The following is a 25,241-nucleotide window of genomic DNA, read 5'->3' as shown; positions in this document are numbered from 1 at the left end:
CAGGCAATGGCGAAGCTGAAGCTCGGCGTCCTGATATCGGGGTCCGGCACCAATCTTCAGGTGCTGATCGATGCCTGCGCACGCGCCGACTATCCGGCTGAAATCGCCCTCGTCATTTCGAACAAGGCGGCAGCGGGCGGCATTGCCCGCGCCGAGGCCGCCGGCATTCCTGTCGCCACTATCAGCCACAAGGATTTCGATTGCCGCGAGGCTTTCGACGATGCGATGCATGAAAAACTGACGGAAGCGGGGGCGGAATTCATCTGCCTTGCCGGTTTCATGCGCATCCTTTCGGATAAGTTTATCGAACGCTGGCACGACCGGATGATCAATATCCACCCCAGCCTCCTGCCCGCCTACCGCGGCCTTGATACCCACGCCCGCGCGATTGCCGATGGCGTGCGTTTCGCCGGCTGCACGCTCCATTATGTGCGCCCGGACCTCGACAACGGCCCGATCATCGCGCAGGCCGTGGTACCGGTGCTGCCGGGTGACACAGTCGAAACCCTCGCCGCCCGTATCCAGGTGCAGGAACACCGGCTCTACCCCGCAATCGTCCGCCTGATCGCCGAAGGCAAGGTGATGGTGGAAGATGGCCGCGTGGTTTACGGGGACGGCGTCGAGTTGAATATCTCGGCGGCCACAAGCCCCGCCATCAACTGAAAACAAAAAGGCCGGTCAAATGACCGGCCTTTCCGTTTCGGCAGTCCCTGAAGGGATTAGCCGACGATTTCGTTACCAGCGAAGAACTGGGCGATTTCGATTGCTGCGTTCTCGGCCGAATCCGAACCGTGTACCGAGTTTTCGCCGATCGACAGCGCGAACTCTTTGCGGATGGTGCCTTCAGCGGCTTCCGACGGGTTGGTGGCGCCCATCACTTCGCGGTTCTTGGCAACGGCGTCTTCGCCTTCGAGAACCTGAACAACGACCGGAGCCGAGGTCATGAACTCGACGAGTTCGCCGAAGAAGGGACGCGCGCTGTGAACAGCGTAGAAGGTCTCGGCTTGTTTCTGGGTCATCTGGATGCGTTTCTGGGCAACAATGCGCAGGCCAGCGGCTTCGAGCTTGGCGTTAACGGCGCCAGTCAGGTTGCGGTTGGTGGCATCCGGCTTGATGATCGAGAAAGTGCGTTGCACGGCCATCTTGAAATTCCTTATTTCTGGACGGGGATAAGAATCGGTTCGCGGCCTTATAGCGTCCGTTTCCGAAAGCCACAAGCCCCCCGTTGCGCAAGGCCTTTGGCCGTGCTAGAGCCGCGCCCATGCTGCATATCACCGACATAACATACCGTATTGGCGACCGCCTCCTGATCGATCAGGCCACCGTTGTTGTGCCCGCCGGCCACAAGGTTGGCCTTGTGGGGCCGAACGGTGCCGGCAAATCGACGCTCCTGAAGATGATCCTTGGCGAGCTTTCGCCGGAAACGGGTGAGGTGAAGGTGCGCCCCTCCGCGCGGCTCGGCCACGTAGGGCAGGAAGCGCCCGGCGGCCCGCAAAGCCTGCTCGACACCGTGATCCAGTCGAACAAGGAGCTGGTGTCGCTCGAGGCCGAGGCCCTGACAGCGACAGACCCGCACCGGATTGCCGAAATCCACACGCGCCTTGCCGATATCAGCGCCCACACGGCAAACGCCCGCGCCGCCACGATCCTGAAGGGGCTCGGTTTTGACGAAGAGGCCCAGGCGCGGCCCTGTTCAAGCTATTCGGGCGGCTGGCGGATGCGGGTGGCACTCGCCTGCGTTCTTTTCAACGAGCCTGACCTGTTGCTCCTCGACGAGCCGACCAACTATCTCGACCTCGAAGGCGTAATCTGGCTGGAGACATTCCTGAAAAGCTATCCCTACACCGTGCTGATCGTCAGCCACGACCGGGATCTTCTCAATAACGCTGTCGGCCATATCGTCCATCTTGAGGGCGGCAAGCTGAATATCTACACGGGCGGCTATGACCGGTTCGAGCAGCTCCGCGCCGAGAAGATGGAGCGGCAAGCTGCGCTGAAATCGAAGCAGGAAGCCGAGCGCCGCCATATTCAGGCCTTTGTCGACCGTTTCAAGGCCAAGGCTTCGAAAGCCAAGCAGGCGCAAAGTCGGCTGAAACTCTTGGAAAAGATGCAGCCCATCGCCACGATGGCAACGTCCGAAACCATCCCCTTCCGGTTCCCGAACCCCGAACCGCTTTCCTCGCCGCTGATCGCGCTTGAGGGCGCCTCGGTCGGCTATGAGGTCGATCATCCGATCCTGAAAAAGCTTGATCTCCGCGTCGATATGGATGACCGGATCGCGCTACTCGGTGCCAACGGCAACGGCAAATCGACCTTCGCAAAGCTCCTGTCCGGCCGGCTTGCCCCCATGGATGGCACCTGCCGCAAATCAAAGGTGCTGAAGGTCGGCTATTTCGCGCAGCATCAGCTGGATGAACTGAACCCGAAATCGACGCCTCTGGATCAGATGAAGAAGCTGATGCCGGACGCGATTGAAAGCAAGGTACGCGCCCGCCTCGGCAGCTTCGGCTTCGGTGCCGACAAAGCCGACCGTTCCATCGAATCGCTCTCGGGCGGCGAAAAGGCGCGGCTGATGTTCGCTGTTTGCACCTTCGACGCACCGCAGCTGCTGATCCTTGACGAGCCGACGAACCACCTTGATGTCGACAGCCGCGAAGCGCTGATCCATGCCATCAACGATTTCGATGGTGCCGTGGTGCTGATCAGCCACGACCGCCACTTGCTAGAAGCCTGCGCTGACCGGCTTTGGCTCGTGGAAAAAGGCGATGTGAAGCGTTTTGAGGGCGATCTTGCCGACTACCGCATCCACCTGTTGAAGGAACGCGGCGGCGACAGGGCCGACAAAACGGACAAATCCGACAGCAGCCGCAAGGCCCAGCGGCAGGCCGCCGCCGATATCCGCCTGAAGCTCGCCCCCCTGCGCCGCGAAGCCGAGCGCGCCGAGGCGAAAGTCGAGAAGCTCTCTGCGCTGGTGGCCAACCTTGAAGAAAAGCTCGGGAACCCTGCCCTTTACGCCAGCCAGGACGCCGCCGCGACCGCCAAGGTCACAGCACTTCAGGTTGACCTCGCCAAGCAGAAAGCCCTGCTGGAAGACGCTGAAATGGCGTGGCTCGAGGCGCAGGAAGCCTATGATAGCGCGGTGGAGGCCGCAGGCTGACCCTCAGCCGGCTGCGATATTCGCTGCCGCCATCGCGAGGCCGATGCTGCAAAGCGCGGCAGACGGCCAGGCGAAAGGCCCCATCGCCACCCACATCCGCATGAGCGTGCCGGGTGCAGTCTCGGCCACTGAGGCCTTCGGCGCCAGCCGCCGGGCGTAAATCAGAATACCTGTCACCGCCAGAAGCGTCAGCAGCATCCCGAAGAAGAACCACAAAAGCCGCACCCAGAAGCCGCCGAAAGTGCCAAAATGCAGCGGGTCAGCCGCTTCGCTGATACGCTGGTGGAGGGTCAGGTCCTCACCGCGCAGGCGCTGTACCACACGCGGGGTGGCGGGATCGATGAGCACAGCATTCGCCCGTTCGCGAACAAGTATTGCATCCGCCTGCCCCATCACGACAAGCCCCCCGGGTTTGCCTTCAGGAAAATAGATCGACGTAATGCGAAGCGCTGGATAATCGGCCTTCACGGCAGCAATGGCCGCGTCGAGCGTTACGGCATCGATCTGTTCGATAGTGGGCAGTATCTCCGCCGGGCGCTCGGGCTGTGGCGCGTTGCCGCCGCCCCATTCCACAAGATACCAGAGCCCGGTAAGGCCGATGACGAGCACGAACCACAGGCTCCACACGCCTGCCAGCCGGTGCAGGTCGCCATAGAATCGGCGCGGGCTGCCGCGCTTTGCGCCGGGGCTTGCCGGCCATTTGAAGAAGCCGCGCCACCAGCGTTTATAAACAACGAAGGCCGTGATCACCGAGGCCAGCAGCGGCAGCGAAAGAATGCCCACGAAGGGCAAGCCGATTTTCACCGGCAGCATCAGGTGGCGGTGCAGTTCCCGGAACAGCCGCTGGGCGTTGAACCACGGCAGGATGCCCTGCACTTCGGTCGTCCAGGGATCGATGAAAATGCGCTGGCGATTGCCGCCCGCGTCCACAATCATCATTTCAGCCGCAAACCACGGGTCGCGCGGTTCGCTGATGCGTTCAAGCCGGGCGCCTTCGGGGGCAGCGGCAAGCCCTGCCACCACAAGCTCACCCCAGCTCGCAACCGGCCCCTCCCGGCTTTCCACCCGCATTTCGGGATGGATCAGCCAGTCGATTTCAGCCGACAATACAGCGAGCGTCCCGGTGGCGAGGATGAAGGTCAGGAACAGGCTGACTTTCATCCCCGCCCAGTGGTGAACAAGCCACCATATGGAACGCCCTTTGGCCATTTACGCTCAGAGCTTCCAGCGCAGTTCGACAAACACCGTGCGCGGCTCGCCCGGGAAGTGGCCGGTACGCGCGATGAAGCCCGATGCAGCATATTTCTTGTCGAAGATATTGTCGGCACGCAGCATCACATCGAGCTCTTCGCTGAACTTGTAGATGATCGAGGCATCGAAGATCGTATAGGGATTAACCGGCTGGCCTTCAATACTGACCCGTTCGCCCACATATTCCATGCCGGCGGCGAAGGTCGTGTTGATCGAGGCAACTTCATAGCGGGTCCAGAGGCCTGCCTGATGCTTCGGTGCGTTGGCAAAACGGTCGCCCACAGCATTCGTGAAGGTACCGCCCGGCACGGTGCGGGTGATGCGGGCATCGTTATAGCCATAGTTGGCCGTCAGCACCCAGGCATCGGTCAGGTCGGCTACAAGCTCCACCTCGAAGCCTTCGCTCGTCACCTCGCCGATTGTCGAGAAGTCGGCAACGCCGTCGCTCTCGTCCCCGTTCGGGTCCACCTGCAGCATATTCTGGCGCTTGATCTGATAGATGGCAGCACCGCCCTGCAGGCGACCGTTGAACAGGTCAAACTTCACGCCGCCCTCGATCTGGCTGCCGGTCATCGGGCTGAAAGGCCCGCCGGCAAGCTCGCTTTGCGAGGAAATGGACTGCGGCTCGAAGCTCTCCGACCAGCTGGCATAGAAGGAAAGGCCGTCAACGGGCTTGTAGATCACACCGCCACGCAGCGCCCAGTCACCATCCGAAAAGCCGCTGTCACCAAGCAGGTCTTCGTCCTTGAAGTCGTCGTAGCGCACACCGGCGATCAGGATGAGATTATCGGTCAGGCTCAACTGGTCCTGCAGATAGATGCCGGTGCGGGTCAGCCGCGATTCCGTGCTGCGCAAGGTATAGCTGTCAAGATCATAGAAGGACGCGCCTGACTGGCCGTAGACCGGATTATTGAGGCTGAGGAGCGGGATTTCGACGTTCGGCACCGTGCGGCCCCAGAAGTCCGAATCCTCGCGGTAATAGTCCCCACCCACGAGGATGGTGTTATCGAGCCCGAAAAGCGGCTTGTTGATCACGCTAGAGGCCGCGATGGTGAGGCCCATGGTGTTGCGTTCCTGATCGCGCAGTTCGCGGCGCGAGGCATCAACCACGCCGTCGTCGTCCGTATCCACAAGGCCGCGTGCCTCGTGATACTGCTGCCGCTCGTTCGCATCGAAATAGCGCACGGCAAGCTCATAGCTCCAGCCGTCCGATACCTCGCCCAGCAGGCGGGATTGCAGCACCGTGGCTTTCAGGTCGAGGAAGTCGCTGGCTTCGTTGGTGTTCCAGCCGCGGTCGGCAAGGAAATCGCCGTTGTCGTCCACCGGCACGCCGCGCAAGCGGGCGGCCTGCATGTCCTGGTCATAATGGCTGACTTGCGTGATGAGGCGCGCGCTTTCACCAAGCTTGAAGGTAAGACCACCATCAAGGATGAGCGACGTGTCCTTCGTGTTATTGCGGAAGGGCTTCATGCTTTCATAGAAGGCACCCACCCGGCCAAGGATCGTCTCGCTCTTGTTCAGCGCGCCCGAAACATCGCCGGCTGCACCATAGCGGTCGTAATTGCCGCCCGTCAGGCTCGCGCTCGCGGCCAGTTCCTCGGTCGGTACCTTGGTCACATAGTTGATCAGACCGCCCGGCTCGCCGGGGCCATAAAGCATGCCGGCTGGACCCTTGAGGACCTCGACCCGCTCGATATTGAACAGCTTCGGTACCGAGAAGGCGATGAAGGGGTTGCCGCGCAGATTGTCGTAAAAGACCTGATCCTGACGGAAGCCACGGAAAGTGACGCCCGAATAGCTGAAGGTCGAGATACCGGCGATGTTGCGGTAAAGGTCCGTCATGTCACGCGCGCCCTGGTCGGCGATCAGCGCGGCATTCAGCACGGTTACGGACTGCGGGATATCAAGCGGGTCAGCAGCACCGCGCACAACGCTCGTTTCCGAAACACGGTAAAGCGTCTGCGCGCGGCCGGAGACAATGATCTCCTCCACATCGTCGCCGGCGGCATAGGTTGCAGACAGGGCCGGAGTGGCCAGGAGCGCGGACGCCGCGACAGACAGACCAAGAATGCGCGCCAGACGGCGCTGATGATGATTTTCAAACATGGGCGATCTCCTCTTCGCGGAGTCTGATAATGCTAGTCATTCTTAATTACAAGGTAAGAAATGCAGAATTCCATGAAATTTCAATGACCACCCTGTTTGCGCGCCCCACGCCCGGCCCGTGCAACCCTCTGAGGCTCGCGAAAGATGACCTATACTTGAGTTGATGTGATCGCAGAGTTCACGGCTTATGGCGCCAGCCAATCGTCCTTCAAGGGGTTCAGGACATGATCAGTTCTCTCGTTCACTATTCGCCGGACGTGGCCACCCGCCAACGTATCGCCGTGGGGTCACTGGCAATCGTCTTCCTGTGGTTCGCCGCCATGAATCTGACGGGCACGGCCACGCCGATTGTCGCCCGCTGGCTGACGGGTCATACCTCCCTTTCCGGAAGGAGCCTGAACAGTGAGAGCGTGGCCATCGCCCTTGGCGCCGCACAAGCGCTTGGCGCCCTCCTCCTGTTGGCAGGACGCACTCGCAAAGCAGGCGCCACCATCCTGCTGCTGATCTCGCTCGGGGCGCTCAGTCTTCTCTTCACCAATCCGGTGTGGGACGACAGCCTCGGCGGCTTTCCCGCCATCGGGTCGGGGCAAAGTATCCTGAAATACGCGACGATTGCCGGGCTTTGCCTTTATGTCCTGCAACAGCACCGCGCAGCCCACAGCTTCATGCTCGGTGGGCTACTGCTTGTACTCGTATGGATCGGCGGGATGAAATTCACAGGCCCCGAGGCGGCAGGCATTGCGCCGCTTCTGTCCACCAGCCCGGTATTCAACTGGTGGCTCGTCCCTTATTTCAGCGACCAAGGGGCATCCAATGTGATCGGTGTCTTGGAACTGGTGACCGTCATCCTTCTGACCGGCGCCTGGTGGAACAAGGGTCTCTTCCGCCTCGGCCTCCTTGCTTGTGCGGCCACCTTCGTCGTCACGCTCAGCTTTCTCGCAAGCTTCGACCCGGCATGGACAAGCGCTGGCTTCCCGTATCTTGGCTCCGGCGGCCAGTTTCTGCTGAAAGATCTGTTGCTGTTGGCAGGCACAATCCTGCTGCTGCCTGAAAAAGCATGAAGGATCAGGTCAGTGCGGCCTTCAGCGCGGCGCTGACCTTTTCCATCAGGATTTCCGGCTTCGACAGCGCGGTGAAGCCAAACTTGGCGTAAAGGGCGTGCATGTTGGATGTCGCCAGCAGCTGGCGGCGCTGGTCGGCAAGGTCCGGGTGTGCCAGAAGCGTTGCCACCATCCATTCGCCAAGCCCCTGCCCGCGCGCTTCATCTGCCAGAAAGACATCAGCAAGATAGGCAAAGGTCGCCCGGTCAGTGATGGCACGTCCCGCGCCAACTTGCCGAAGCCCCGACGCCGATTTCTCATAAAGGCCAACGGAAAGGGAATTGAGGAAAGCCTTGGTCAGCTTTTCCAGCGCGATGCCTTTGCACCAGTAAGCTTCCTCGGCGTACCAGGGATGCATGCGGGTGAAATCAAGATCGGCAGCATCGAAGCTCAGAACATAGGGAAGCGAGGGATGGTCGATCCTCTGGGGCGTGGTCATGCCTTTTTCTCCCAGCCGCCACGCTCACCCTGCTGCCAATAGCTCATTTCCGCCCCCATATCCTTGAAGGTCTTCCACTGGGCGCGGGCCTTTTCAACGATGGCCATATCGCGACCATCGAACATATAAAGGCAGCGGTCGAAGCCAAGCTCGGCGGGCGGATCGACGGCATCGACCAGCACCAGCACGCTGGCGCCGTTCGGCACCTCGTCGCCGGTCGTCAGGTAGAAGGGCTGCATGTCGGCATGCTTGCAGCCTTCCTTGTCATGCGCGAGAAAACTGCCGGGGTCATAATCCCAAAGCATCTTGTCGAGCGTATCGAGGTGCGTTCGCCCCGGCACCTTGATAACGGCGCGGAGACCCGCCTCCTGCACGCGTTCCATCAGCTTCGGAAGGGCTTCCTCAAGCGTCTGGCGCTGCAGATGATAGAAGCGGATCTCCGCCATATGCGTCAGCCTTCGTAATTGTCCGCAACGAAGCGGTCGAGAAGGCGTACACCGTAACCCGTGCCGCCTTTTTCAGCGAGCGGCAGGTCTTTGTCGGACCAGACGGTCCCGGCGATATCGATATGGGCCCACGGCACATCGTTCGTGAAGCGCTTCAGGAACTGGGCGGCGGTGATGGAGCCAGCCGCGCGGCCGCCGATGTTTTTCATGTCGGCCGTCGGGCAGTTGATCATCTTGTCGTAATTGTCGTGAAGCGGCAGGCGCCAGGTCTTGTCGCCCGTTGCATAGCCGGCTTTCGAAAGCTGATCGGCAAGCTCGTCCGACGACGAGAAGACACCGGCATGTTCATGCCCCAGAGAAATGATGATGGCACCCGTGAGGGTTGCAAGATCGATCATGAAGCGCGGTTTGAAGCGTTCCTGCGTGTACCACATGGCATCACAAAGGACGAGGCGACCTTCTGCGTCGGTGTTCAGCACCTCGATCGTCTGGCCGGACATGGAGGTGACCACGTCGCCGGGGCGCTGCGCGTCACCCGACGGCATGTTCTCGACAAGGCCGACAACCGCGACGACATTCGCCTTCGCCTTGCGGCCGGCCAGCGCTTTCATGAGGCCCACGACGGTGCCTGCACCGCCCATGTCCCACTTCATCTGCTCCATGCCTTCGCCGGGCTTCAGCGAGATGCCGCCGGTGTCGAAGGTCACGCCCTTGCCGATGAAGGAAATGGGCTGCTCGCCCTTCTTGCCGCCGTTCCAGCGCATGACAACAAGCTGCGATTCCTTGACCGAGCCCTGCCCCACGGCAAGAAGCGCATTCATGCCAAGCTTCTGCATCTCGGCTTCACCCAGCACTTCAACCTCAACGCCAAGCGACGTCAGTTCCTTGATGCGGTTGGCAAACGATTCCGGATACAGGATGTTCGCGGGTTCGGACACCAGATCACGCGTGCAGAAAACGCCTTCGATCACCTTGGCGCGCGCTGCGAAGCGGGCCGCAGCGTCGCCGTCCTTGGTGGCAACCACAATCGCCTTCAGGGTCGGTTTCTTGGCCTCGGGCTCTTTGGTGCGATATTTGTCGAAGCGGTAGCTGCGAAGCTCGGCGCCTTCGGCCAGCGCCACGGGGCAAACAGCTGCATTTTCGACAATCGCCGTCGCAGTGTCGCTGCCGCTCATGGCGAGGGCTGCAGTGATGGCACCGCCAAGCTCCACCTTGTCGGCTTCCGTCAGCTTGTCCACTTCGCCGAGACCCACAAGCAACACACGGTCTGCGTCAAGGCCGGCCGGCGCCACAACATCAAGCGTTGCACCCTTGGCGCCTTCAAAGCGGCCGAGCTTGATGGCCTTGGCAAGCTGCCCGCCCGATGCCTTGTCCGCCTCGGCGGCGAGACCGGTCAGGCCTTTATCCTTTTCCACGAAAAACACCACGGCGCCGGTTTTGGGCATGGCGACTGTTTCGAATCTGACTTGCATGAATTCCTCGTCCCGATTGTCGGTTGGCCCGGCTTCCGTGCGGCGGCAAGGGCCACCGGTCAAGGCTGGACACCCTGTTCTGGTGCCGGGAGACAGGTTACTAGATGCCCCCAAAGCCACGTCTTGGCAAGGGCATGGCAGCGCCCTTTTCGTCCCCACCGCCAAAAAAGCCACATTTTAGGGCTGTGGTGACGCCCTTGCTTCGCTTCTTCATTGCAGCGACAGCATCAAGCCGGTATCACCAAAACGAATATGACCTGACTATCACGGATCGTCCCCTTGCCTGCCATCCGCACAGTTTTCTCACGATCGGCTTTTGCCGCCAGCCTTCTGGCAGGCAGCATCCTCACCTCTCCCGCCTTCGCGCAGGAAAAGGGCGAGGTGGAGCTGAGTGCCGATCTCCTGACCTATGACGCGGACACCGGCGAAGCCCGCGCACTTGGCCGCGTGAAGCTGGTACATGAAGGCATGGTGCTGGAGGCCGGTGAAATCCGCTACAGCGAGAAGACCGGCAATGCGAGCGCCCACGGCGCGGTCACGCTGACGATGAAGGATGGCAACCGGATCGTCGCACCGCAGATCGAACTGACCGACAACCTGAAACGTGCCTTTGTCGAGGATATCCGGCTGTTGCTCGCGGACGGTGCACAGGTCGCCGCCAAAAGCGCGATGCATGACGAAACCACAGGCCGCACGGAACTGGACCTCGCTGTCTTCAGCCCCTGCAAGGTGTGCGAAGGCGACAGTCGCCCGCCGCTTTGGCAGATCAAGGCCGTGGAAGTGGTGCATGACGCTGGCAAGAAGCGCCTCACTTACCGCGATGCGCGTCTTGAGGTGCTGGGTGTGCCTGTCCTCTGGACCCCCTATTTCTCGCATCCTGATCCTGAGCAGGAACGCGCCAGCGGCCTCCTGCCGCCGGACCTGAAAACCACCAAGGAACTCGGCGTCGTTGCTGCCTTCCCCTATTATCAGGTTTTCACGCCCAGCATCGATGCGACCCTGACCCCGATCCTGACCTCGAAGGAAGGCGCGATCCTCGCCGCTGAATACCGCCAGCATGTCGGCATCGGCCAGTTCGAGATCAGCGGCAGCGCGACGCCTGCCAACGATTTTGACGAAAATGGCGTCGACACCGGCGAAAACACCGTGCGCGGCCACTTCTCGTCAGAAGGCCGCTTCCAGCACGACAGCAACTGGCGCTCGACCTATCAGGTCAACTGGGCGTCGGACGATACCTATCTGCGCCGCTATGACTTCTCGAAGGTCGATACTCTGATCAGCGATTATAGCTTCGAAGGCTTCTTCGGGCGCTCCTATGTGGCGGCCAGCGCCATGGCCTTCCAGGGCCTGCGGCAGGAAGATATCTCCGGCAAGACCGGCTTCGTACTGCCGCTCCTGCAGGCGGAATATGTAACCGACGCGGTGCCGATCGGTGGCACGGTCAGCCTGAAGGCCAATGCCCTGATGCTGCAGCGGACGGACGGGCTGGATACGAACCGCCTGTCGATTTCCGGCAACTGGCGCCGGCGCTGGATTGCCGATAGCGGCTTTGTCTTCGATGCCGACGCGCTCATTCGCGGTGACGCCTATTATATCACCGACGCATCCGAACCGGACGACCCGGACTTCGGCGGGGACGGCGGCACCACGTTCCGCGGACTTTCCCGCATCACCGGCAGCGCCACCTATCCGCTGGTGCGCTACGGCGCTCATGGCACCCACGTGCTGGAGCCGATCCTTGAGGTCACCCTGTCGCCGGCGCGCGGCTCGCCGCTGGATCTGGTGAACGAGGACAGCCGCGCCTTCGAACTGAACGAGCTGAACATCTTCTCGGCTGAGCGTGCTTCGGGCTATGACCTCTGGGAAGAAGGCTCGCGTGTCACTGCCGGCATGCGCTGGCGCTATGAAAGCAGCGACTGGCTGAGCCATGTGCTTGTCGGCCAAGCCTACCGCCTGACGGGCGACGGCACCGAGTTTGACGAAGGCACCGGCCTTGAAGGTGATGTATCGGATATCGTGGTGCGGACGCTTGTCAGCTACAAGGACTGGCTTGATATCCAGCATGCCTTCCGCATGGATGAAAGCTCGCTGGCGCTCCGCCGCAACGAGGTGAGCCTGCGCGTCGGCGGCACCAAAAGCGCGATCACGGTCGGTTACCTCAATCTCGACCGTGGCCTCGCACAGTTCGAACTGGATGACCGTGAGGACCGCGAGGAGCTTCGCGCCACGGCCCACTATGGGATTACGGACGAGTGGCGCCTCTATGGATCGATCATCCAGAACCTGACAAACGGCTGGGACGGGGTCGAATATGATATCGGCCTTGGCTACCGTGACGAATGCGTTGAATTCTCGACCACGCTCCGGAAAACCTACACGCGGGACCGCGATATTGACCCCGGCACCTCGATCCTGTTCCGGCTGAAGCTGAAGAATTTGGGCTAGTCGTGCCATCGGAAACCGACTACAAGGTCAGTCGTTAAAGGGCGGGAAGAAAGACTTCGATGACGGTAAAGAATACAGGGAAGCGTATGACAACCTCTTTCAAAAGCTGGAAGAACGGCATTCTGGCCCTCGCCGGATGCCTGTGTGCCATCCAGCCGGTGTCTGCCCAGCAGGCGCTGAACAGCGTTGAGGTTCTGGTCAACGACGAACCCATCACTTCCTTCGATATCGACCAGCGCCTGCGCCTCGTGATCGCGATTTCCGGCGGCATCCGCACCGAGGAGGAATTCCTGCGTGTGCGCGAGCAGGTCATCCGCTCGATGGTCGACGAGAAGCTCGAAATCCAGGAAGCCAAGCAATTCGAGCTCGAGATCAGCGACGCTGAACTTGAAAGCTATTTTGCCCGCCGTTCGCAAGGCATGGGGCAAACCCCGGAACAGTTCGAGCAGGCTCTCGCCAACATCGGATCCAGCAAGAAGACGATGATGGAACAGATGGAAGCCGAAATCGTCTGGTCCCGCCTTGTGCAGGGCCGGATGGGCGCTTTCGTCAGCGTGTCTGACGAGGAAGTCGAGGCCTCCATCAAGCGCATCTATGACAACAAGGGCAAATTCGAGCTGCGCCTTGCCGAGATCGTCCTTCTGGTCGACTCGCCCGAGCAGGAAGCAAGCGTGAAGGCCACCGCCGAAGAACTGGTTTCCCGTATCCGTGGCGGCGCATCCTTCCCCGAAATCGCCCAGCAGCTCTCGGCTTCGTCCTCCGCTGCCGTTGGCGGCGACCTCGGCTGGCTGACGGCTGACGACATGGACAGGAACCAGGCCGCCGCTATCGAGAACGTGGGCGTTGGTGAGGTTGCTGACCCTGTGCGGACCGCCGGGGGTTACCTGATCCTTGCCCTGCGCGACCGCCGCCGCGTGCTGACCGCAGATCCGCTGGATGCGCAGGTCAGCCTGCGCCAGATCGGCCTCAGCCAGGAAAAGCTCGCGGACGCCGATGCTGTTGCCCGCTTTGAACTGATTGCAAACAACCTCCATAAGGAAGCCACGTCGTGCGGTGCGGTTTCCCGCTATGTGGATGAATCCGGTGCCGACATGCCGCCGGAAGTTGGCCTTCTGCGTATTCGTGACATTCAGCCGGAAGTGCGCGGCGAGGTCGAGAAGCTCGAAATCGGTCAGGCCACGACGCTGCAGAAGATGTCGGATGGCTGGCGTGTGCTGATCCTGTGCGACAGCCGCGAACCCGAGGTGGAAGAACCGCAATTCGATGCGATCTATGACCAGATCGAACAGCAGCGCCTGTCCATGATGGCCCGCCGCTATCTGCGTGACATTCGCCGCAAATCGATCATCGACTATCGGTGATATCTTGAAAGACCCCCTGCCGCTTGCCATCACCATGGGGGAGCCTGCGGGGGTGGGGCCGGAGCTTGTCGTGCGCCTGTGGAAGGACCGCAAGGCGCTCGCCCTGCCTGCCTTCGCCTTCATCGGCTGCAAGTCCGCGCTTCTGGCCTATGATGCCGAGCTGCCTGTTACAGAAATTGATGACCCGGCAGAAGCCACAGCCGTTTTCGCCAAGGCCATTCCGGTATTGAAGGCAGGCCCTGCCCTGAAGCAAGTCACGCCCGGAGTGATTGGCCCGGCAAGCGCCCCCACGGTTATTGCCGCCATAGACGCAGCCGTTGAGCTTGCCTCGCAAGGCAAGGTCGCAGGCATTGTCACCTGCCCGATCCAGAAATCGGCGCTCTATGCCGCCGGCTTCACAGCCCCCGGCCATACGGAATATCTGGCCGAACGGCTTGGATTACCGGCATCGGACGCCGTGATGATGCTCGCAACCGAAGGGCTTCGGGTTATCCCGGTGACGATCCATATGGCCTTGAAGGATGTGCCTGCGAAACTGACAAGTGCCGCCATCGTGCATGCCGGCCTCACCGCCGCCCACGACCTGAAGGTCCGCTTCGGCATCGAGGCACCGCGCATCGCCATTGCAGCCCTCAACCCGCACGCCGGTGAAGGCGGCGCGCTGGGGATCGAGGAAGGCACCCATATCCAGCCGGCCATCTGGGCGCTTGAGGATGCAGGCATTGCCGTCACCGGTCCGCATGCCGCAGATACGATGTTCCATGCCGACGCCCGTGCAGGGTATGACGCGGCGCTCTGCATGTATCACGATCAGGCCCTTGTGCCGCTCAAGACGCTCGATTTCTACGGCGGGGTCAATATCACGCTCGGGCTGCCGATCATCCGCACCTCGCCCGACCATGGAACAGCGCTGAGCCTCGCCGGCACCGGCAAGGCCCGCACCGACAGCATGCTTGCCGCCATCCGCGAAGCCGCCGCGATGGCAACACGGGAGGCCGCAAATGGCTGACGCCCTGCCGCCCTTGCGCGAGGTCATCAACAAGTATGAACTGCGGGCCAAAAAGTCGTTCGGGCAGAACTTCCTGCTGGACCTCAACCTCACCGGGCGCATCGCCCGGGTGGCCGGCGATCTTTCCAATGCCGTCGTCTATGAGGTTGGCCCCGGCCCCGGCGGCCTGACCCGCGCCCTTCTCACCGAAGGCGCCAAGCGGGTTGTCGCGGTGGAAATGGACCGTCGCTGCCTGCCCGCCCTTGCCGACATCAGCAATGCCTTTGATGGCCGCCTGAGTGTGATCGAAGGCGACGCGATGACAATCGACGAGCCCGCGGCCCTTGCCGCCGCGCCCGGCGAAGATATCCATATCGCGTCAAACCTGCCCTATAATGTCGGCACCATGCTGCTGATCCGCTGGTTGACGCAGGAAACATGGCCGCCCTTCTACAAATCACTGACCCTGATGTTCCAGCGTGAGGTTGCCGAACGGATCGTGGCAGCCCCCGGCAGCAAGGCTTACGGTCGCCTGTCGGTACTGGCGCAGTGGCGCGGCAAGGCAAAGATCGCCTTCAACGTGCCGGCCGCCGCTTTCACGCCGCCCCCAAAGGTGACAAGCGCCATCATCCATTATGTGCCGGGAGCGCCGCTTGATCCCACGGTCAGGCTTGCGGATCTCGAACTGGTGGTGGAGCGCGCCTTCAACCAGCGCCGCAAGATGCTGCGCGCCAGCCTCAAAGGTCTGCCGGTGCCGCCCGAGCCGCTGCTGGAAGCCGCAGGGATCGACCCCACCGCACGCGCCGAAACGCTGAGCGTGGCCGATTTCGTGCGGCTTACGAAAATCTATGCAGAGATGAAAGCAAATAGCCTGCGCGGCGCCTGAGCGGCGCGTCACGCATAAAGAGTCAGCGCTTGCGGCCCTCTTCCATCAGCTCGCGGGCAAAGTCCGACAAGCCAATCCGGCGGCGGCGCTTCAGGCGCTCGGCTTCCAGAATATGCACAAGCTTCTGGAACGTGGCGTCGACATTGTCATTCACCAGCACATAGTCATATTCCGACCAGTGGCTGATTTCGTCCGCCGAGCGCGCCATGCGCTTCTCGACCACGGCGTCGCTATCCTGTGCACGGCTGCGCAGGCGCTTTTCAAGGTCGCCAATCGACGGCGGCAGGATGAAGACACGAACGAGATCGTCCGCAGCACTTTCTGCCAGCTGCTGGGTGCCCTGCCAGTCGATATCGAAAATGATGTCCTTGCCGCTTTTCAGCGCTTCCATCACCGGGCCGCGCGGCGTGCCATAGCGATTGTCGAACACGTTGGCATGCTCAAGAAACTCGCTATTGTCGACCATATCCTTGAAGCGGTCATGGCTGATGAAGAAATAGTCCTTGCCGTGCACTTCGCCCGGGCGGGCTTCCCGGGTGGTGGCTGAAACCGAGCTGACAATCTGCGGATCATTCTCCAAAAGACGCCGCGTCAGGGTTGTTTTCCCGGCACCTGAGGGCGACGAAAGAACGAGCATTACACCACGACGTTTTTCAAGGTTTTTCAGCGACATATTTATTTTATCTCATCAAGTACATTAATTATTCGATATTCTGGATTTGCTCGCGGAACTGATCGATCACCGTCTTCAGTTCAACGCCCACACGGGTCAGTGCCGTGTCGCCGGATTTGGAGCAAAGCGTGTTGGCCTCGCGGTTGAATTCTTGGCACAGGAAATCGAGCCTGCGGCCAACCGGGCCTTCATCAGCCATCAGACGGCGGGCTTCCTCGATATGGCTCCCCAGTCTGTCGAGCTCTTCGCGGATATCGGCTTTTACGGCCAACAGGACAATCTCCTGCGCCAGCCGTTCGTCCGCCACAGGCTTCTCGCCGCCAAGCATCTTTTCTACCTGCCCCTTGAAGCGGGTAATCATCTGCTCCGTCCGGTCGTTCGCCAGCGTTTCAGCCTCACCCGTCAGGCGTGTGATATCATCCAGCTGGGTCGCCAGCACCATGGCGAGCCGGCCGCCTTCATCGCTGCGTGCCTCAACAAGCGCCTTCAGCGCCTCATCCACGCTTGCAAGGACCGCATTCCCGAGCGCATCAAGCGTATCGCCGTCCGGTGCCTCGTCCGCAAAGTCGATCACACCGCGCACCATCAGAAGGCCGTCGAGCCGTGCCGGCGCCACCCCCTTGGTGCCGTCATAGCGGCCCGCAAGGGCAACAAGCGCCGCCAGGCGCTCCTCATTGATCGAGAAGCCTTCAGAGGCCTCCCCGCGATCAAGGTTGATATTCACAAAAAGCGTGCCGCGCTTCAGCATCAGGCCGGCGCGGCGCTTCAGTTCGATATCGATGGAATCGAGCGTTCCCGGCAGCTTGACCCGAACCTCCAGCCCCTTGGCATTGACGCTTTTTGCCTCCACGACCCAGCGGTAGCCAAGGCCTTCGCCGCTGGCGCGGGCAAATCCTGTCATGCTCATCAGGTTCATGGGGTCACTCCATCATGGGATAGCGGGGCACTATACCGGCTTGGACAATACAGAAAAGCGAAAACGGTTCAGCGCTGGCTCACACGGCGCCACGCAGCCACATTCTTCAAATGCTGGTCATGGGTGCGGGCAAAGGCATGCCCGCCCGTGCCATCTGCCACAAAATACAGATAGTCGACAGGCGCCGGATCAAGCACTGCCCTGATCGTATCGCGCCCCGGATTGGCGATGGGCGTGGGCGGCAAGCCATTGATCACATAGGTATTATAGGGATTTTCGGCGGCGAGGTCGCTTTTGCGGATCGCACGGCCAAGCGGCTGGCCGCCATTCACGCCGTAAACGACGGTCGGGTCCGATTGCAGGCGCATACCCTTCTTCAGGCGGTTGACGAAAACAGCAGCCACCAAAGGTCGCTCGCTCGCCACACCGGTCTCCTTCTCGACAATCGAAGCAAGGACCAAGGCTTCTTCCGGGCTCCTCAGCGGCAATCCCGGCGCGCGGGTCTCCCACGCCTCTTTCAGGAAGACCGCTTGTGCTGCTTGCATGCGCGCGACCAGGGCGGTGGCCTTGTCGCCGCGCTCGTAAAACCATGTATCCGGCTGAAGGCTGCCCTCGGCGGGTTCCGTCAGCCCTTCAAGTTCCAGCCCGAAGGCATCTTTGATGAGCGAGATGACCTGCGCGCTTGAAAGGCCTTCAGGCACCGCCACGCGACGCTTGAATGTGTCGCCGTCGCGCATGGCCATCAGATGGTCCACGAGCCGCGTGCCGGGCTTCAGCTCATATTCGCCGGCTTTCAGCTGGCGTTCGATGCCCATCACGCCAGCGACCAGCACGATGTTCCGCACCTGCCAGCTGCGGGCGGCATCCGCGCTGAGATAAGCGGCGCGCAGCACACCTTGGCCGGGGGCCAGATAGACATATTCGTTTTGGCTATTGGCTGATGGCAGCATCATCACGCGCGAAAGCGCGGCACCAAGCACGCCACCGATGATGACGAGAAATAGGACCAGAAAGCCTGCAAGCCGCAGAAGCTTCAGAAACATCCGTACTTTCCCGAAAGGAAGACACGCCGCGGGGGGGCATTTTCCCCGCGGCGTGTTCTGATTGGATCAGTCGCCTTCGTAGGCGCGCACGATGATCGAGGCGTTGGTGCCGCCAAAGCCGAACGAGTTCGACAGGGCAATCTTCACCTTCTTCTCCTGCGCCGTGTGCGGCACCAGATTGATGCCCGTGCACGATTCGGCCGGGTTATCGAGGTTCAGGGTCGGCGGAACGACACCCTTGTTGATTGCCTGCAGCGAGAAGATGGCTTCCACAGCGCCTGCTGCCCCCAGAAGGTGGCCGATGGCCGACTTGGTGGAGGACATGGCAACCTTGCCAGCCGCGTCACCCAGAAGGCGCTTCACAGCGCCAAACTCGATCTCGTCACCAAGCGGCGTCGAGGTGCCATGGGCGTTGATATAGTCGATGTCGCCCGCTGCGATGCCGGCGCGCTTGATCGCGGCTTCCATCGCACGGTAGCCGCCCGAGCCATCGGGGGCCGGTGCGGTGACGTGATAACCGTCGCCCGACATGCCATAGCCGATCACTTCGCCGTAAATCTTGGCGCCGCGTTTCTTGGCGTGCTCGAGCTCCTCAAGGACTACCACACCGGCACCTTCACCCATCACGAAACCGTCGCGGTCCTGATCCCAGGGGCGCGATGCCTTTTCAGGCGTGTCGTTGAACGCGGTGGCCAGCGCGCGAGCCTGGCTGAAGCCGGCATAAGCAATAGCGCAGACCGAAGCCTCGGCACCGCCCGCAATCATTACGTCGGCATCATCAAGCGCAATCAGGCGGGCCGCATCGCCAATGGCGTGCGTGCCGGTCGCGCAGGCGGTCACCACCGAGTGGTTCGGGCCCTTGAAGCCGTACTTGATCGACAGGTTGCCGGAAACGAGGTTGATGATCGAACCGGCGATAAAGTGCGGGCTCACCTTGCGGTGGCCACGTTCATTGAGAACGAGCGAGGTTTCGGCGATCCATTGCAGGCCGCCAATGCCGGCACCAATCATCACGCCGGTGCGGATTTTTTCCTCTTCGCTCACGTCAGCCCAGCCGGCATCCTCGACCGCCTGGGTCGCAGCTGCCATGCCGTAAAGAATGAAAGGATCGACGCGGCGCTGGTCTTTCGGCGCCATCCAGTCGTCCGGATTGAAGGTGCGGCCCGAACCGTCGCCGTGCACAACTTCACAGCCGATCTGGCAAGGAAGATCGGTCACTTCAAACTTGGTGATCCGGGTGGCTGCCGATTTGCCTGCAACGAGGCTATCCCACGTTTTTTCAACACCGGTCGCCAGCGGCGACACCATGCCCATACCGGTTACAACGACACGTCTCATCTGAATTCCCTCAAATCCTGATGCGCCTTAAATCTGGTGGGGCCCACCATAGCGCAGAAACAAAAAAGGCAACAGCCTAACCCGTTCGGCCCGGCTGTTGCCTCTTTCAAACCTGATCAGCGTCAAGCGTTGGCGCTGATGAAATCGATCGCGTCCTTGACGGTCTGGATTTTCTCGGCAGCGTCGTCCGGAATCTCGATGCCGAACTCTTCTTCAAACGCCATGACCAGTTCGACGGTGTCGAGGCTGTCAGCGCCAAGATCATCGATGAAGCTGGCGGTATCGGTTACTTTGTCTTCGTCCACACCCAGGTGCTCAACGACGATCTTTTTCACCTTGTCGGCGATTTCGCTCATGTTTCATTTCCTCAGTTTCTAACACCGATTTGGGTCGGTCCGGACCATGATAGTCCATGCTTTCCCTATATGGCACCCTGTCCTTAAACTTCAAGACAGCGGCGGTTTCCTGCCGTTTGACGCCGTACCGGGCTGCTCGTAACACAGTTTCCCGGGTTTGAGAAGCGCGAGTTGGCGAAATCACGGCACTGGGATCAGGCCTTGGCCAGACCCCTTTAGATCATGGCCATGCCGCCGTTCACATGCAGCGTCTGGCCGGTCACATAGCCTGATTCCGGGCTTGCGAGATAGAGGACAGCTGCGGCGATATCCTCGGGCGTGCCAAGGGTGCCCGCCGGGATGCCGTCGGTAATGGCTTTTTTCTGGTCATCATTCAGCGCGTCGGTCATCGGGGTGACGATGAACCCGGGGGCCACGCAATTGACCGTGATGCCGCGGCTTGCCACTTCCTGAGCCAGCGATTTGGACATACCGATAAGGCCCGCTTTCGAGGCGGCGTAATTGCACTGGCCGGGGTTGCCGGTAACGCCCACCACCGAGGTGATATTGACGATACGGCCGAAGCGCGCTTTCATCATCGGGCGCAGCATGGCTTTCGACAGGCGGAACGCGGATTCGAGGTTCACCTGCATCACGCTGTCCCAGTCGTCGTCCTTCATGCGCATGGCAAGGCCGTCACGGGTGATGCCGGCATTGTTCACAAGGATATCGACGCCGCCCATGGCTTCCTGCGCGGAAGTCGCCAGCGCGTCAACGCTCGCCCGATCCGAAAGGTTGGCGGGAATCACATGAACGCGGTCACCGAGCTTGGCTTTCAGCTCTTCCAGCTTTTCAGCGCGGGTGCCCGAAATGGCCACTTCAGCACCAGCAGCATGGAGGGCGGCAGCAATCGCTTCGCCGATACCGCCGGTCGCACCCGTTACAAGGGCCTTCTTGCCCGTCAGATCAAACATTTCTGTCCCTTTCCTAAGGATCAAAGCGTCGCCGCGAAGGCTTCAATGTCGGCAGGTTCCTGCAGGTTGACCGTGGCGAGATCCTTATCGATCCGCTTGACGAGACCTGAGAGCACCTTGCCGGCGCCGGCTTCCACAACCTCGGTCACACCCAACGAGCGGAGCGACGCCATGGATTCGCGCCAGCGCACCGCACCCGTCACCTGATCGACAAGCAGGGTGCGAATACCGGAAGGTTCGCTAATGGGGGCGGCGAGCACGTTGGCAATAACCGGCACCGAGGGGCGCTCGATGGTAATGTCCGCAAGCGCTGCGGCCATTTCGTCGGCTGCAGGTTTCATCAGCGGGCAATGGAAGGGGGCAGAGACGGGCAGCAGAAGGCCGCGTTTGGCGCCTTTTGCCTTGGCGATCTCGATGCCGCGCTCAACCGCTGCCTTGTGGCCGGAAATCACGATCTGGCCATCGGCGTTATCATTGGCCGCAACCACAACCTGGCCTTCAGCGGCCTCCGCGCACACGGCTTTTACCGCATCAAGGTCAAGACCAAGAATCGCCGCCATCGCGCCCTCGCCCACGGGTACTGCGCGCTGCATGGCCTGCCCGCGCAGCTTCAGAAGCCGAGCGGTATCTGCCAGCGTGAAGGCACCAGCCGCCGCCAGCGCCGAATATTCGCCAAGGCTGTGGCCTGCCACATGGCTTGCGATCGCATCAACCTTCTTGCCGCCGGCTTCAAGGACGCGGATAACCGCCATTGAAACCGCCATCAGGGCCGGCTGGGTGTTTTCGGTGAGCTTCAGGTCGTCCTCGCTGCCTTCCCACATCAGGGCCGACAGTTTCTGGCCGAGCGCGTCATCAACTTCTTCGAAAACGAGACGGGCGGCGGTTTCAGCTTCGGCGAGCGCTTTGCCCATGCCGATGAACTGGCTGCCCTGCCCCGGAAAGACGAGTGCGCGTGTCATATTCATCCCCTCGAAATGCCGCTACGGAACGCTGGCCGTTTGGCGTATGTATGGGGCCGGAGTGCCACAGGCCAGCAGAGCCTTGCAAGCCTTTTGGCAGAAATCTCGGGATTCCGCCGATCCGGGGTTGATTCCCCCAGCCCCCGAGAGTATAGAGGCGCGTCCCGATTCCTCTACTTCGCAAGTTCGGGGCACATCGCAAGAAAGCTGGAGGTGTCAGTCATTGTGGCTGGCAAGCGATCAGCAAAAGGAGTGAGACATGGCTTTTTACGAGCATGTTTTCATTGCGCGGCAAGATGTTAGCGCCGCCCAAGTGGAAAGCATGACCGCCGATTTCTCGAAAATTGTCGAGGACAACGGCGGCAAGGTCACCAAGAACGAATATTGGGGCCTCAAGAATCTGCAGTACCGCATCAAGAAAAACCGTAAGGGCCACTATGTGCTCCTTAACCTCGACGCACCCCACAAGGCGATTGCCGAGCTGGAGCGTCAGGCGCGCCTGCATGAAGACGTCATCCGTTACATGACCATCCGCGTCGACGCCCTCGAAGAAGGCCAGTCGATCGTTCTGCGCACCAAAGCCGACAAAGAACGTCGTGGCCCGCGTGAAGGCGGCCGTGACTTCGACGGCCCCCGTGGTCCGCGCGAAGATCGTGGTCCCCGTGAAGACCGTGGCGGCCGTGAAGGCCGTGGTGAGAAAAGGGAGCAATTCTGATGGCCGCTGCACGTCGTCCGTTTTTCCGTCGCCGCAAGAGCTGCCCGTTCTCCGGCGAGAATGCACAGTCCATCGACTACAAAGACGTAAAACTTCTCCAGAAGTACGTCTCTGAGCGTGGCAAGATCGTTCCGAGCCGCATCACCGCGGTTTCGGCCAAGAAACAGCGTGAACTCGCCAAGGCCATCAAGCGCGCCCGTCAAATCGCGCTGCTGCCCTTCGTGGTTCAGTAAGCACCAGAGGAGCAGATACGATGCAAGTGATTCTCCTCGAGCGCGTTGAAAAGCTCGGCCAGATGGGCCAGATCGTCACCGTGAAGGACGGCTTCGCCCGTAACTTCCTGCTGCCGCAGAAAAAAGCGCTCCGCGCCACTGCTGCCAACAAGAAGTTCTACGAAGCCCAGAAAGCCCAGCTGGAAGCTGACAACCTTGCTCGCCGCAAGGATGCCGAAGCTGCTGCTACCGGCATGGCTGACCTCAAGGTCATCATGATCCGTGCAGCTGGCGAATCCGGCCAGCTTTACGGTTCGGTTTCGAGCCGCGACATTGCAGAAGCCGTTGCTGACGCCGGTGGCAAGATCAACCGTAGCCAGGTTGTTCTCGACCGCGCGATCAAAACGATCGGCCTGCATGAAGTTGCAATCCGCCTGCACGCTGAAGTCAGCGTGAAAGTGGTTGTCAACATCGCTCGCTCGGCTGACGAAGCTGACGTTCAGTTCTCGACCGGCTCGGCTGTTGTCGCGAACGACGACTTCGACGACGAAGAAGCTTACGAAGAGGCCTTCGAAGAAGAAGCCGCTGAAGAAGCTGCCGAAGAAGGCGAAGAGGCCGAAGCCTGAGGCTGACCGGTTTCAACCGAAATTCAAGGAAGGCGGTCTTCGGGCCGCCTTTTCTTTTGCCCGTCCTTAAAAAGTTATCCCCATAGTTACCCACCTGTGGATTGAATAACGGGGGCAACCGGAAAATAGCGATACCGCTACCTTGCCCTGCCCGCTATGGTGCCCGCCACACGAACGAGCGGCACTGGGAATGAGCCTTCGGAAGCCTTGCCTGCTTCCCCTCCCTGAGAGACCGCACAGACTGGCTTAGGGGGGCCCTTACTGGGAGCATGGAAGTTCTTCGTACCACACGCGCAGCCGAAAACGAGAATGAGACGGGTCTGAGCTACCGGCAGCCACCACACAATCTGGAAGCCGAGCAAGCCCTGTTGGGGGCCATTCTTGTGAATAACGAGGCCGTGCAGAAGGTGCAGGACTTCCTGCTCCCAGACCATTTCTACGAGCCCGTCCACGGGCGCATCTATCTGTCCATCCTGAAGCTGATGGACAAGAACCAGATCGCCGACCCCGTGAAGCTGAAGCCCTATTTCGAGCATGACGAGGCCCTGGCCGACGTTGGCGGCGCGCAGTATCTGGTGCGCCTCGCGGCGTCTGCAGCCACCATCATCAACGCCGAAGATTACGGCCGCACGATCTATGACCTTGCCACCCGGCGGGCGCTCATTCAGATCGGCGAGCAGATGGTGATCGATGCCTATGACGCCGAGGTCGATGCCGAAGCCACGGAGCAGATCGCCGAAGCCGAAAAGCGCCTCTTTGACCTTGCCGAGCTCGGGCAAGCCGAATCCGGGTCGCAACCTTTCTATCGCGCACTGCAGAAGGCGGTAGAGAATATCAAAAGCGCCTATCAGGACCCCGACAGCCTTTCCGGGGTGACCACGGGCCTGACGAAGCTGAACGACCAGATCGGCGGCCTTCACAACTCGGACCTTGTGATCCTCGCTGGCCGCCCCGCCATGGGTAAAACCGCCCTTGCCACCAACATCGCCTTCAACGCAGCCAAGCGTTATGCGGACGACAAGGTGGCAGGCGCGGACATGAGCCGTTCGAAGGGCGCCGTTGTCGGCTTCTTCAGCCTCGAGATGTCGGCTGACCAGCTGGCCGCCCGGGTGCTTTCCGACCGCGCCAACCTGCACTATCAGGGTCATGACACGATCCAGTCGCACGCCATGCGGCAAGGCAAGCTGACGAAAGAACAGTTCGAGGCTATCGCCCGCGCGGCGATCGAGCTTGAAGACGTGCCCCTGTTCATCGACGACACGCCTGCGCTTTCCATCGCGGGCCTGCGCACGCGCGCACGCCGCCTGAAGCGCCAGCATAACCTAGGCCTTGTGATCGTCGATTACCTGCAGCTCCTGCGCGGTACTGCCAAGGGCGGCGGCGAAAGCCGGGTGCAGGAAGTATCGGAAATCACCCGCGGCCTGAAGGCGCTGGCCAAGGAACTTCATGTACCGGTCATCGCCCTGTCGCAGCTCTCTCGTACTGTGGAAAGCCGCGAGAACAAGCGCCCGATGCTTTCGGACCTTAGGGAATCCGGCTCGATCGAGCAGGACGCCGATATGGTGATGTTCGTGTTCCGTGAGGAATACTACAAGGAGAAGGACAAACCGTCCGAATCCGATCAGGAAAAGATGCTGCAATGGCGCGCCGAGATGGAGCAGCTGTATGGCCGCGCCGAATGTATCATCGGCAAGCAGCGTCACGGCCCCGTGGGCACCGTTCACCTTCGCTTCGACAAGGAAGTTACCCGCTTCAGCGACCTTGTGGACGAAGACCATCTGCCGGAGCGCTTCGAGTAA

24 protein-coding genes are annotated in these 25,241 nt (G+C 60.9%); 11 read left to right on the top strand and 13 right to left on the bottom strand.

Going from position 1 to position 25,241, the window contains the following annotated elements:
• Positions 1-6: 6 nt before the first annotated feature.
• Entirely contained in the window at positions 7-663 is a 657-nt protein-coding gene (gene purN / locus PH603_RS09670; RefSeq protein ID WP_289502236.1) for a phosphoribosylglycinamide formyltransferase, read from the top strand.
• Positions 664-719: 56 nt separating this feature from the next.
• Here purN and ndk read toward each other — a convergent pair whose 3' ends face one another.
• Entirely contained in the window at positions 720-1,142 is a 423-nt protein-coding gene (ndk, locus tag PH603_RS09665; protein ID WP_289502234.1) for a nucleoside-diphosphate kinase, read from the bottom strand.
• Positions 1,143-1,261: 119 nt separating this feature from the next.
• On the opposite strand from ndk, the gene PH603_RS09660 reads away from it, so the two are divergent.
• Entirely contained in the window at positions 1,262-3,157 is a 1,896-nt protein-coding gene (locus tag PH603_RS09660; RefSeq protein ID WP_289502232.1) for an ABC-F family ATP-binding cassette domain-containing protein, read from the top strand.
• A 3-nt stretch (positions 3,158-3,160) separates the two neighbouring features.
• Here PH603_RS09660 and PH603_RS09655 read toward each other — a convergent pair whose 3' ends face one another.
• A complete protein-coding gene (locus tag PH603_RS09655) occupies positions 3,161-4,366 on the bottom strand; it encodes a PepSY-associated TM helix domain-containing protein (RefSeq protein WP_289502230.1) in 1,206 nt (401 codons plus the stop codon).
• Between the two features lie 6 nt (positions 4,367-4,372).
• A complete protein-coding gene (locus tag PH603_RS09650; RefSeq protein WP_289502228.1) occupies positions 4,373-6,514 on the bottom strand; it encodes a TonB-dependent siderophore receptor in 2,142 nt (713 codons plus the stop codon).
• A 224-nt stretch (positions 6,515-6,738) separates the two neighbouring features.
• Here PH603_RS09650 and PH603_RS09645 point away from each other — a divergent pair, with 224 nt between their 5' ends.
• The gene (locus PH603_RS09645) at positions 6,739-7,575 is read left to right on the top strand and encodes a DUF417 family protein (protein WP_289502227.1); all 837 of its coding nucleotides are present in this window, start codon (positions 6,739-6,741) and stop codon (positions 7,573-7,575) included.
• Positions 7,576-7,579: 4 nt separating this feature from the next.
• On the opposite strand, the gene PH603_RS09640 is transcribed toward PH603_RS09645, so the two are convergent.
• Genes PH603_RS09640 through PH603_RS09630 form a run of 3 tightly spaced genes read right to left on the bottom strand, consistent with a single transcriptional unit; the run spans position 7,580 to position 9,971 of the window.
• On the bottom strand, positions 7,580-8,053 hold the full coding sequence (locus PH603_RS09640) for a GNAT family N-acetyltransferase (RefSeq protein ID WP_289502226.1): 474 nt from the start codon (positions 8,051-8,053) through the stop codon (positions 7,580-7,582).
• Complete coding sequence (locus PH603_RS09635) at positions 8,050-8,499, bottom strand: DNA polymerase III subunit chi (RefSeq protein ID WP_289502225.1); 450 nt, start codon at positions 8,497-8,499, stop codon at positions 8,050-8,052. The genes PH603_RS09640 and PH603_RS09635 overlap by 4 nt, the downstream gene beginning before the upstream one ends.
• A gap of 5 nt (positions 8,500-8,504) precedes the next feature.
• Positions 8,505-9,971 carry a leucyl aminopeptidase gene (locus PH603_RS09630; RefSeq protein ID WP_289502224.1) on the bottom strand — a complete coding sequence of 489 codons (1,467 nt, stop codon included), beginning with the start codon at positions 9,969-9,971 and terminating at the stop codon, positions 8,505-8,507.
• 279 nt (positions 9,972-10,250) lie between these two features.
• Here PH603_RS09630 and PH603_RS09625 point away from each other — a divergent pair, with 279 nt between their 5' ends.
• The 4 genes from PH603_RS09625 to rsmA all read left to right on the top strand — a co-directional run bounded on the left by PH603_RS09625 (position 10,251) and on the right by rsmA (position 15,651).
• Positions 10,251-12,416 carry an LPS-assembly protein LptD gene (locus PH603_RS09625; protein ID WP_289502222.1) on the top strand — a complete coding sequence of 722 codons (2,166 nt, stop codon included), beginning with the start codon at positions 10,251-10,253 and terminating at the stop codon, positions 12,414-12,416.
• 86 nt (positions 12,417-12,502) lie between these two features.
• On the top strand, positions 12,503-13,777 hold the full coding sequence (locus tag PH603_RS09620) for a peptidylprolyl isomerase (protein ID WP_289502220.1): 1,275 nt from the start codon (positions 12,503-12,505) through the stop codon (positions 13,775-13,777).
• Between the two features lie 4 nt (positions 13,778-13,781).
• Positions 13,782-14,786 (top strand): 4-hydroxythreonine-4-phosphate dehydrogenase PdxA, encoded by a 1,005-nt coding sequence (pdxA, locus tag PH603_RS09615; protein WP_289502218.1) that lies wholly within the window; start codon positions 13,782-13,784, stop codon positions 14,784-14,786.
• Positions 14,779-15,651: a 16S rRNA (adenine(1518)-N(6)/adenine(1519)-N(6))-dimethyltransferase RsmA gene (gene rsmA / locus PH603_RS09610; protein ID WP_289502216.1), complete on the top strand. Its 873-nt coding sequence runs from the start codon at positions 14,779-14,781 to the stop codon at positions 15,649-15,651. Before pdxA ends, rsmA begins: the two co-directional genes overlap by 8 nt.
• 22 nt (positions 15,652-15,673) lie before the next feature.
• Here rsmA and gmk read toward each other — a convergent pair whose 3' ends face one another.
• The 7 genes from gmk to fabD form a co-directional block, all read right to left on the bottom strand.
• The gene (gmk, locus tag PH603_RS09605) at positions 15,674-16,324 is read right to left on the bottom strand and encodes a guanylate kinase (protein ID WP_289502214.1); all 651 of its coding nucleotides are present in this window, start codon (positions 16,322-16,324) and stop codon (positions 15,674-15,676) included.
• Positions 16,325-16,352: 28 nt separating this feature from the next.
• On the bottom strand, positions 16,353-17,240 hold the full coding sequence (locus tag PH603_RS09600; RefSeq protein WP_289502211.1) for a YicC/YloC family endoribonuclease: 888 nt from the start codon (positions 17,238-17,240) through the stop codon (positions 16,353-16,355).
• A 68-nt stretch (positions 17,241-17,308) separates the two neighbouring features.
• Complete coding sequence (mltG, locus tag PH603_RS09595; protein WP_289502210.1) at positions 17,309-18,283, bottom strand: endolytic transglycosylase MltG; 975 nt, start codon at positions 18,281-18,283, stop codon at positions 17,309-17,311.
• A gap of 66 nt (positions 18,284-18,349) precedes the next feature.
• The gene (fabF, locus tag PH603_RS09590) at positions 18,350-19,621 is read right to left on the bottom strand and encodes a beta-ketoacyl-ACP synthase II (protein WP_289502208.1); all 1,272 of its coding nucleotides are present in this window, start codon (positions 19,619-19,621) and stop codon (positions 18,350-18,352) included.
• A gap of 122 nt (positions 19,622-19,743) precedes the next feature.
• Positions 19,744-19,977: an acyl carrier protein gene (locus tag PH603_RS09585; RefSeq protein WP_289502206.1), complete on the bottom strand. Its 234-nt coding sequence runs from the start codon at positions 19,975-19,977 to the stop codon at positions 19,744-19,746.
• A gap of 215 nt (positions 19,978-20,192) precedes the next feature.
• Positions 20,193-20,930 carry a 3-oxoacyl-ACP reductase FabG gene (fabG, locus tag PH603_RS09580; protein WP_289502204.1) on the bottom strand — a complete coding sequence of 246 codons (738 nt, stop codon included), beginning with the start codon at positions 20,928-20,930 and terminating at the stop codon, positions 20,193-20,195.
• 20 nt (positions 20,931-20,950) lie between these two features.
• Complete coding sequence (gene fabD / locus PH603_RS09575; RefSeq protein ID WP_289502201.1) at positions 20,951-21,889, bottom strand: ACP S-malonyltransferase; 939 nt, start codon at positions 21,887-21,889, stop codon at positions 20,951-20,953.
• Between the two features lie 259 nt (positions 21,890-22,148).
• Between fabD and rpsF the strand changes: the two genes are divergently transcribed.
• From rpsF to PH603_RS09555, 4 genes are all read left to right on the top strand, one after another.
• Positions 22,149-22,604, top strand: coding sequence for a 30S ribosomal protein S6 (gene rpsF, locus PH603_RS09570; protein WP_289502199.1), 456 nt, complete (start codon positions 22,149-22,151; stop codon positions 22,602-22,604).
• A complete protein-coding gene (rpsR, locus tag PH603_RS09565; RefSeq protein ID WP_289502198.1) occupies positions 22,604-22,837 on the top strand; it encodes a 30S ribosomal protein S18 in 234 nt (77 codons plus the stop codon). Before rpsF ends, rpsR begins: the two co-directional genes overlap by 1 nt.
• A 20-nt stretch (positions 22,838-22,857) precedes the next feature.
• Entirely contained in the window at positions 22,858-23,442 is a 585-nt protein-coding gene (gene rplI, locus PH603_RS09560) for a 50S ribosomal protein L9 (RefSeq protein WP_289502196.1), read from the top strand.
• Positions 23,443-23,711: 269 nt separating this feature from the next.
• A complete protein-coding gene (locus PH603_RS09555; protein WP_289502195.1) occupies positions 23,712-25,241 on the top strand; it encodes a replicative DNA helicase in 1,530 nt (509 codons plus the stop codon).

Source organism: Gimibacter soli, assembly GCF_028463845.1.
Lineage (GTDB): Bacteria > Pseudomonadota > Alphaproteobacteria > Sphingomonadales > Kordiimonadaceae > Gimibacter > Gimibacter soli.
Note: the sequence above shows the minus strand (reverse complement) of the source record. Positions and strands in the feature narration are given on the sequence as shown.

Coding starts and splice junctions, on each gene's coding strand:
- purN (WP_289502236.1), top strand. CDS start 7: ATGGCGAAGCTGAAGCTCGGCGTCCTGATATCGGGGTCCGGCACCAAT.
- ndk (WP_289502234.1), bottom strand. CDS start 1,142: ATGGCCGTGCAACGCACTTTCTCGATCATCAAGCCGGATGCCACCAAC.
- PH603_RS09660 (WP_289502232.1), top strand. CDS start 1,262: ATGCTGCATATCACCGACATAACATACCGTATTGGCGACCGCCTCCTG.
- PH603_RS09655 (WP_289502230.1), bottom strand. CDS start 4,366: ATGGCCAAAGGGCGTTCCATATGGTGGCTTGTTCACCACTGGGCGGGG.
- PH603_RS09650 (WP_289502228.1), bottom strand. CDS start 6,514: ATGTTTGAAAATCATCATCAGCGCCGTCTGGCGCGCATTCTTGGTCTG.
- PH603_RS09645 (WP_289502227.1), top strand. CDS start 6,739: ATGATCAGTTCTCTCGTTCACTATTCGCCGGACGTGGCCACCCGCCAA.
- PH603_RS09640 (WP_289502226.1), bottom strand. CDS start 8,053: ATGACCACGCCCCAGAGGATCGACCATCCCTCGCTTCCCTATGTTCTG.
- PH603_RS09635 (WP_289502225.1), bottom strand. CDS start 8,499: ATGGCGGAGATCCGCTTCTATCATCTGCAGCGCCAGACGCTTGAGGAA.
- PH603_RS09630 (WP_289502224.1), bottom strand. CDS start 9,971: ATGCAAGTCAGATTCGAAACAGTCGCCATGCCCAAAACCGGCGCCGTG.
- PH603_RS09620 (WP_289502220.1), top strand. CDS start 12,503: ATGACAACCTCTTTCAAAAGCTGGAAGAACGGCATTCTGGCCCTCGCC.
- rsmA (WP_289502216.1), top strand. CDS start 14,779: ATGGCTGACGCCCTGCCGCCCTTGCGCGAGGTCATCAACAAGTATGAA.
- gmk (WP_289502214.1), bottom strand. CDS start 16,324: ATGTCGCTGAAAAACCTTGAAAAACGTCGTGGTGTAATGCTCGTTCTT.
- PH603_RS09600 (WP_289502211.1), bottom strand. CDS start 17,240: ATGAACCTGATGAGCATGACAGGATTTGCCCGCGCCAGCGGCGAAGGC.
- mltG (WP_289502210.1), bottom strand. CDS start 18,283: ATGTTTCTGAAGCTTCTGCGGCTTGCAGGCTTTCTGGTCCTATTTCTC.
- fabF (WP_289502208.1), bottom strand. CDS start 19,621: ATGAGACGTGTCGTTGTAACCGGTATGGGCATGGTGTCGCCGCTGGCG.
- PH603_RS09585 (WP_289502206.1), bottom strand. CDS start 19,977: ATGAGCGAAATCGCCGACAAGGTGAAAAAGATCGTCGTTGAGCACCTG.
- fabG (WP_289502204.1), bottom strand. CDS start 20,930: ATGTTTGATCTGACGGGCAAGAAGGCCCTTGTAACGGGTGCGACCGGC.
- fabD (WP_289502201.1), bottom strand. CDS start 21,889: ATGACACGCGCACTCGTCTTTCCGGGGCAGGGCAGCCAGTTCATCGGC.
- rpsF (WP_289502199.1), top strand. CDS start 22,149: ATGGCTTTTTACGAGCATGTTTTCATTGCGCGGCAAGATGTTAGCGCC.
- rpsR (WP_289502198.1), top strand. CDS start 22,604: ATGGCCGCTGCACGTCGTCCGTTTTTCCGTCGCCGCAAGAGCTGCCCG.
- rplI (WP_289502196.1), top strand. CDS start 22,858: ATGCAAGTGATTCTCCTCGAGCGCGTTGAAAAGCTCGGCCAGATGGGC.
- PH603_RS09555 (WP_289502195.1), top strand. CDS start 23,712: ATGGAAGTTCTTCGTACCACACGCGCAGCCGAAAACGAGAATGAGACG.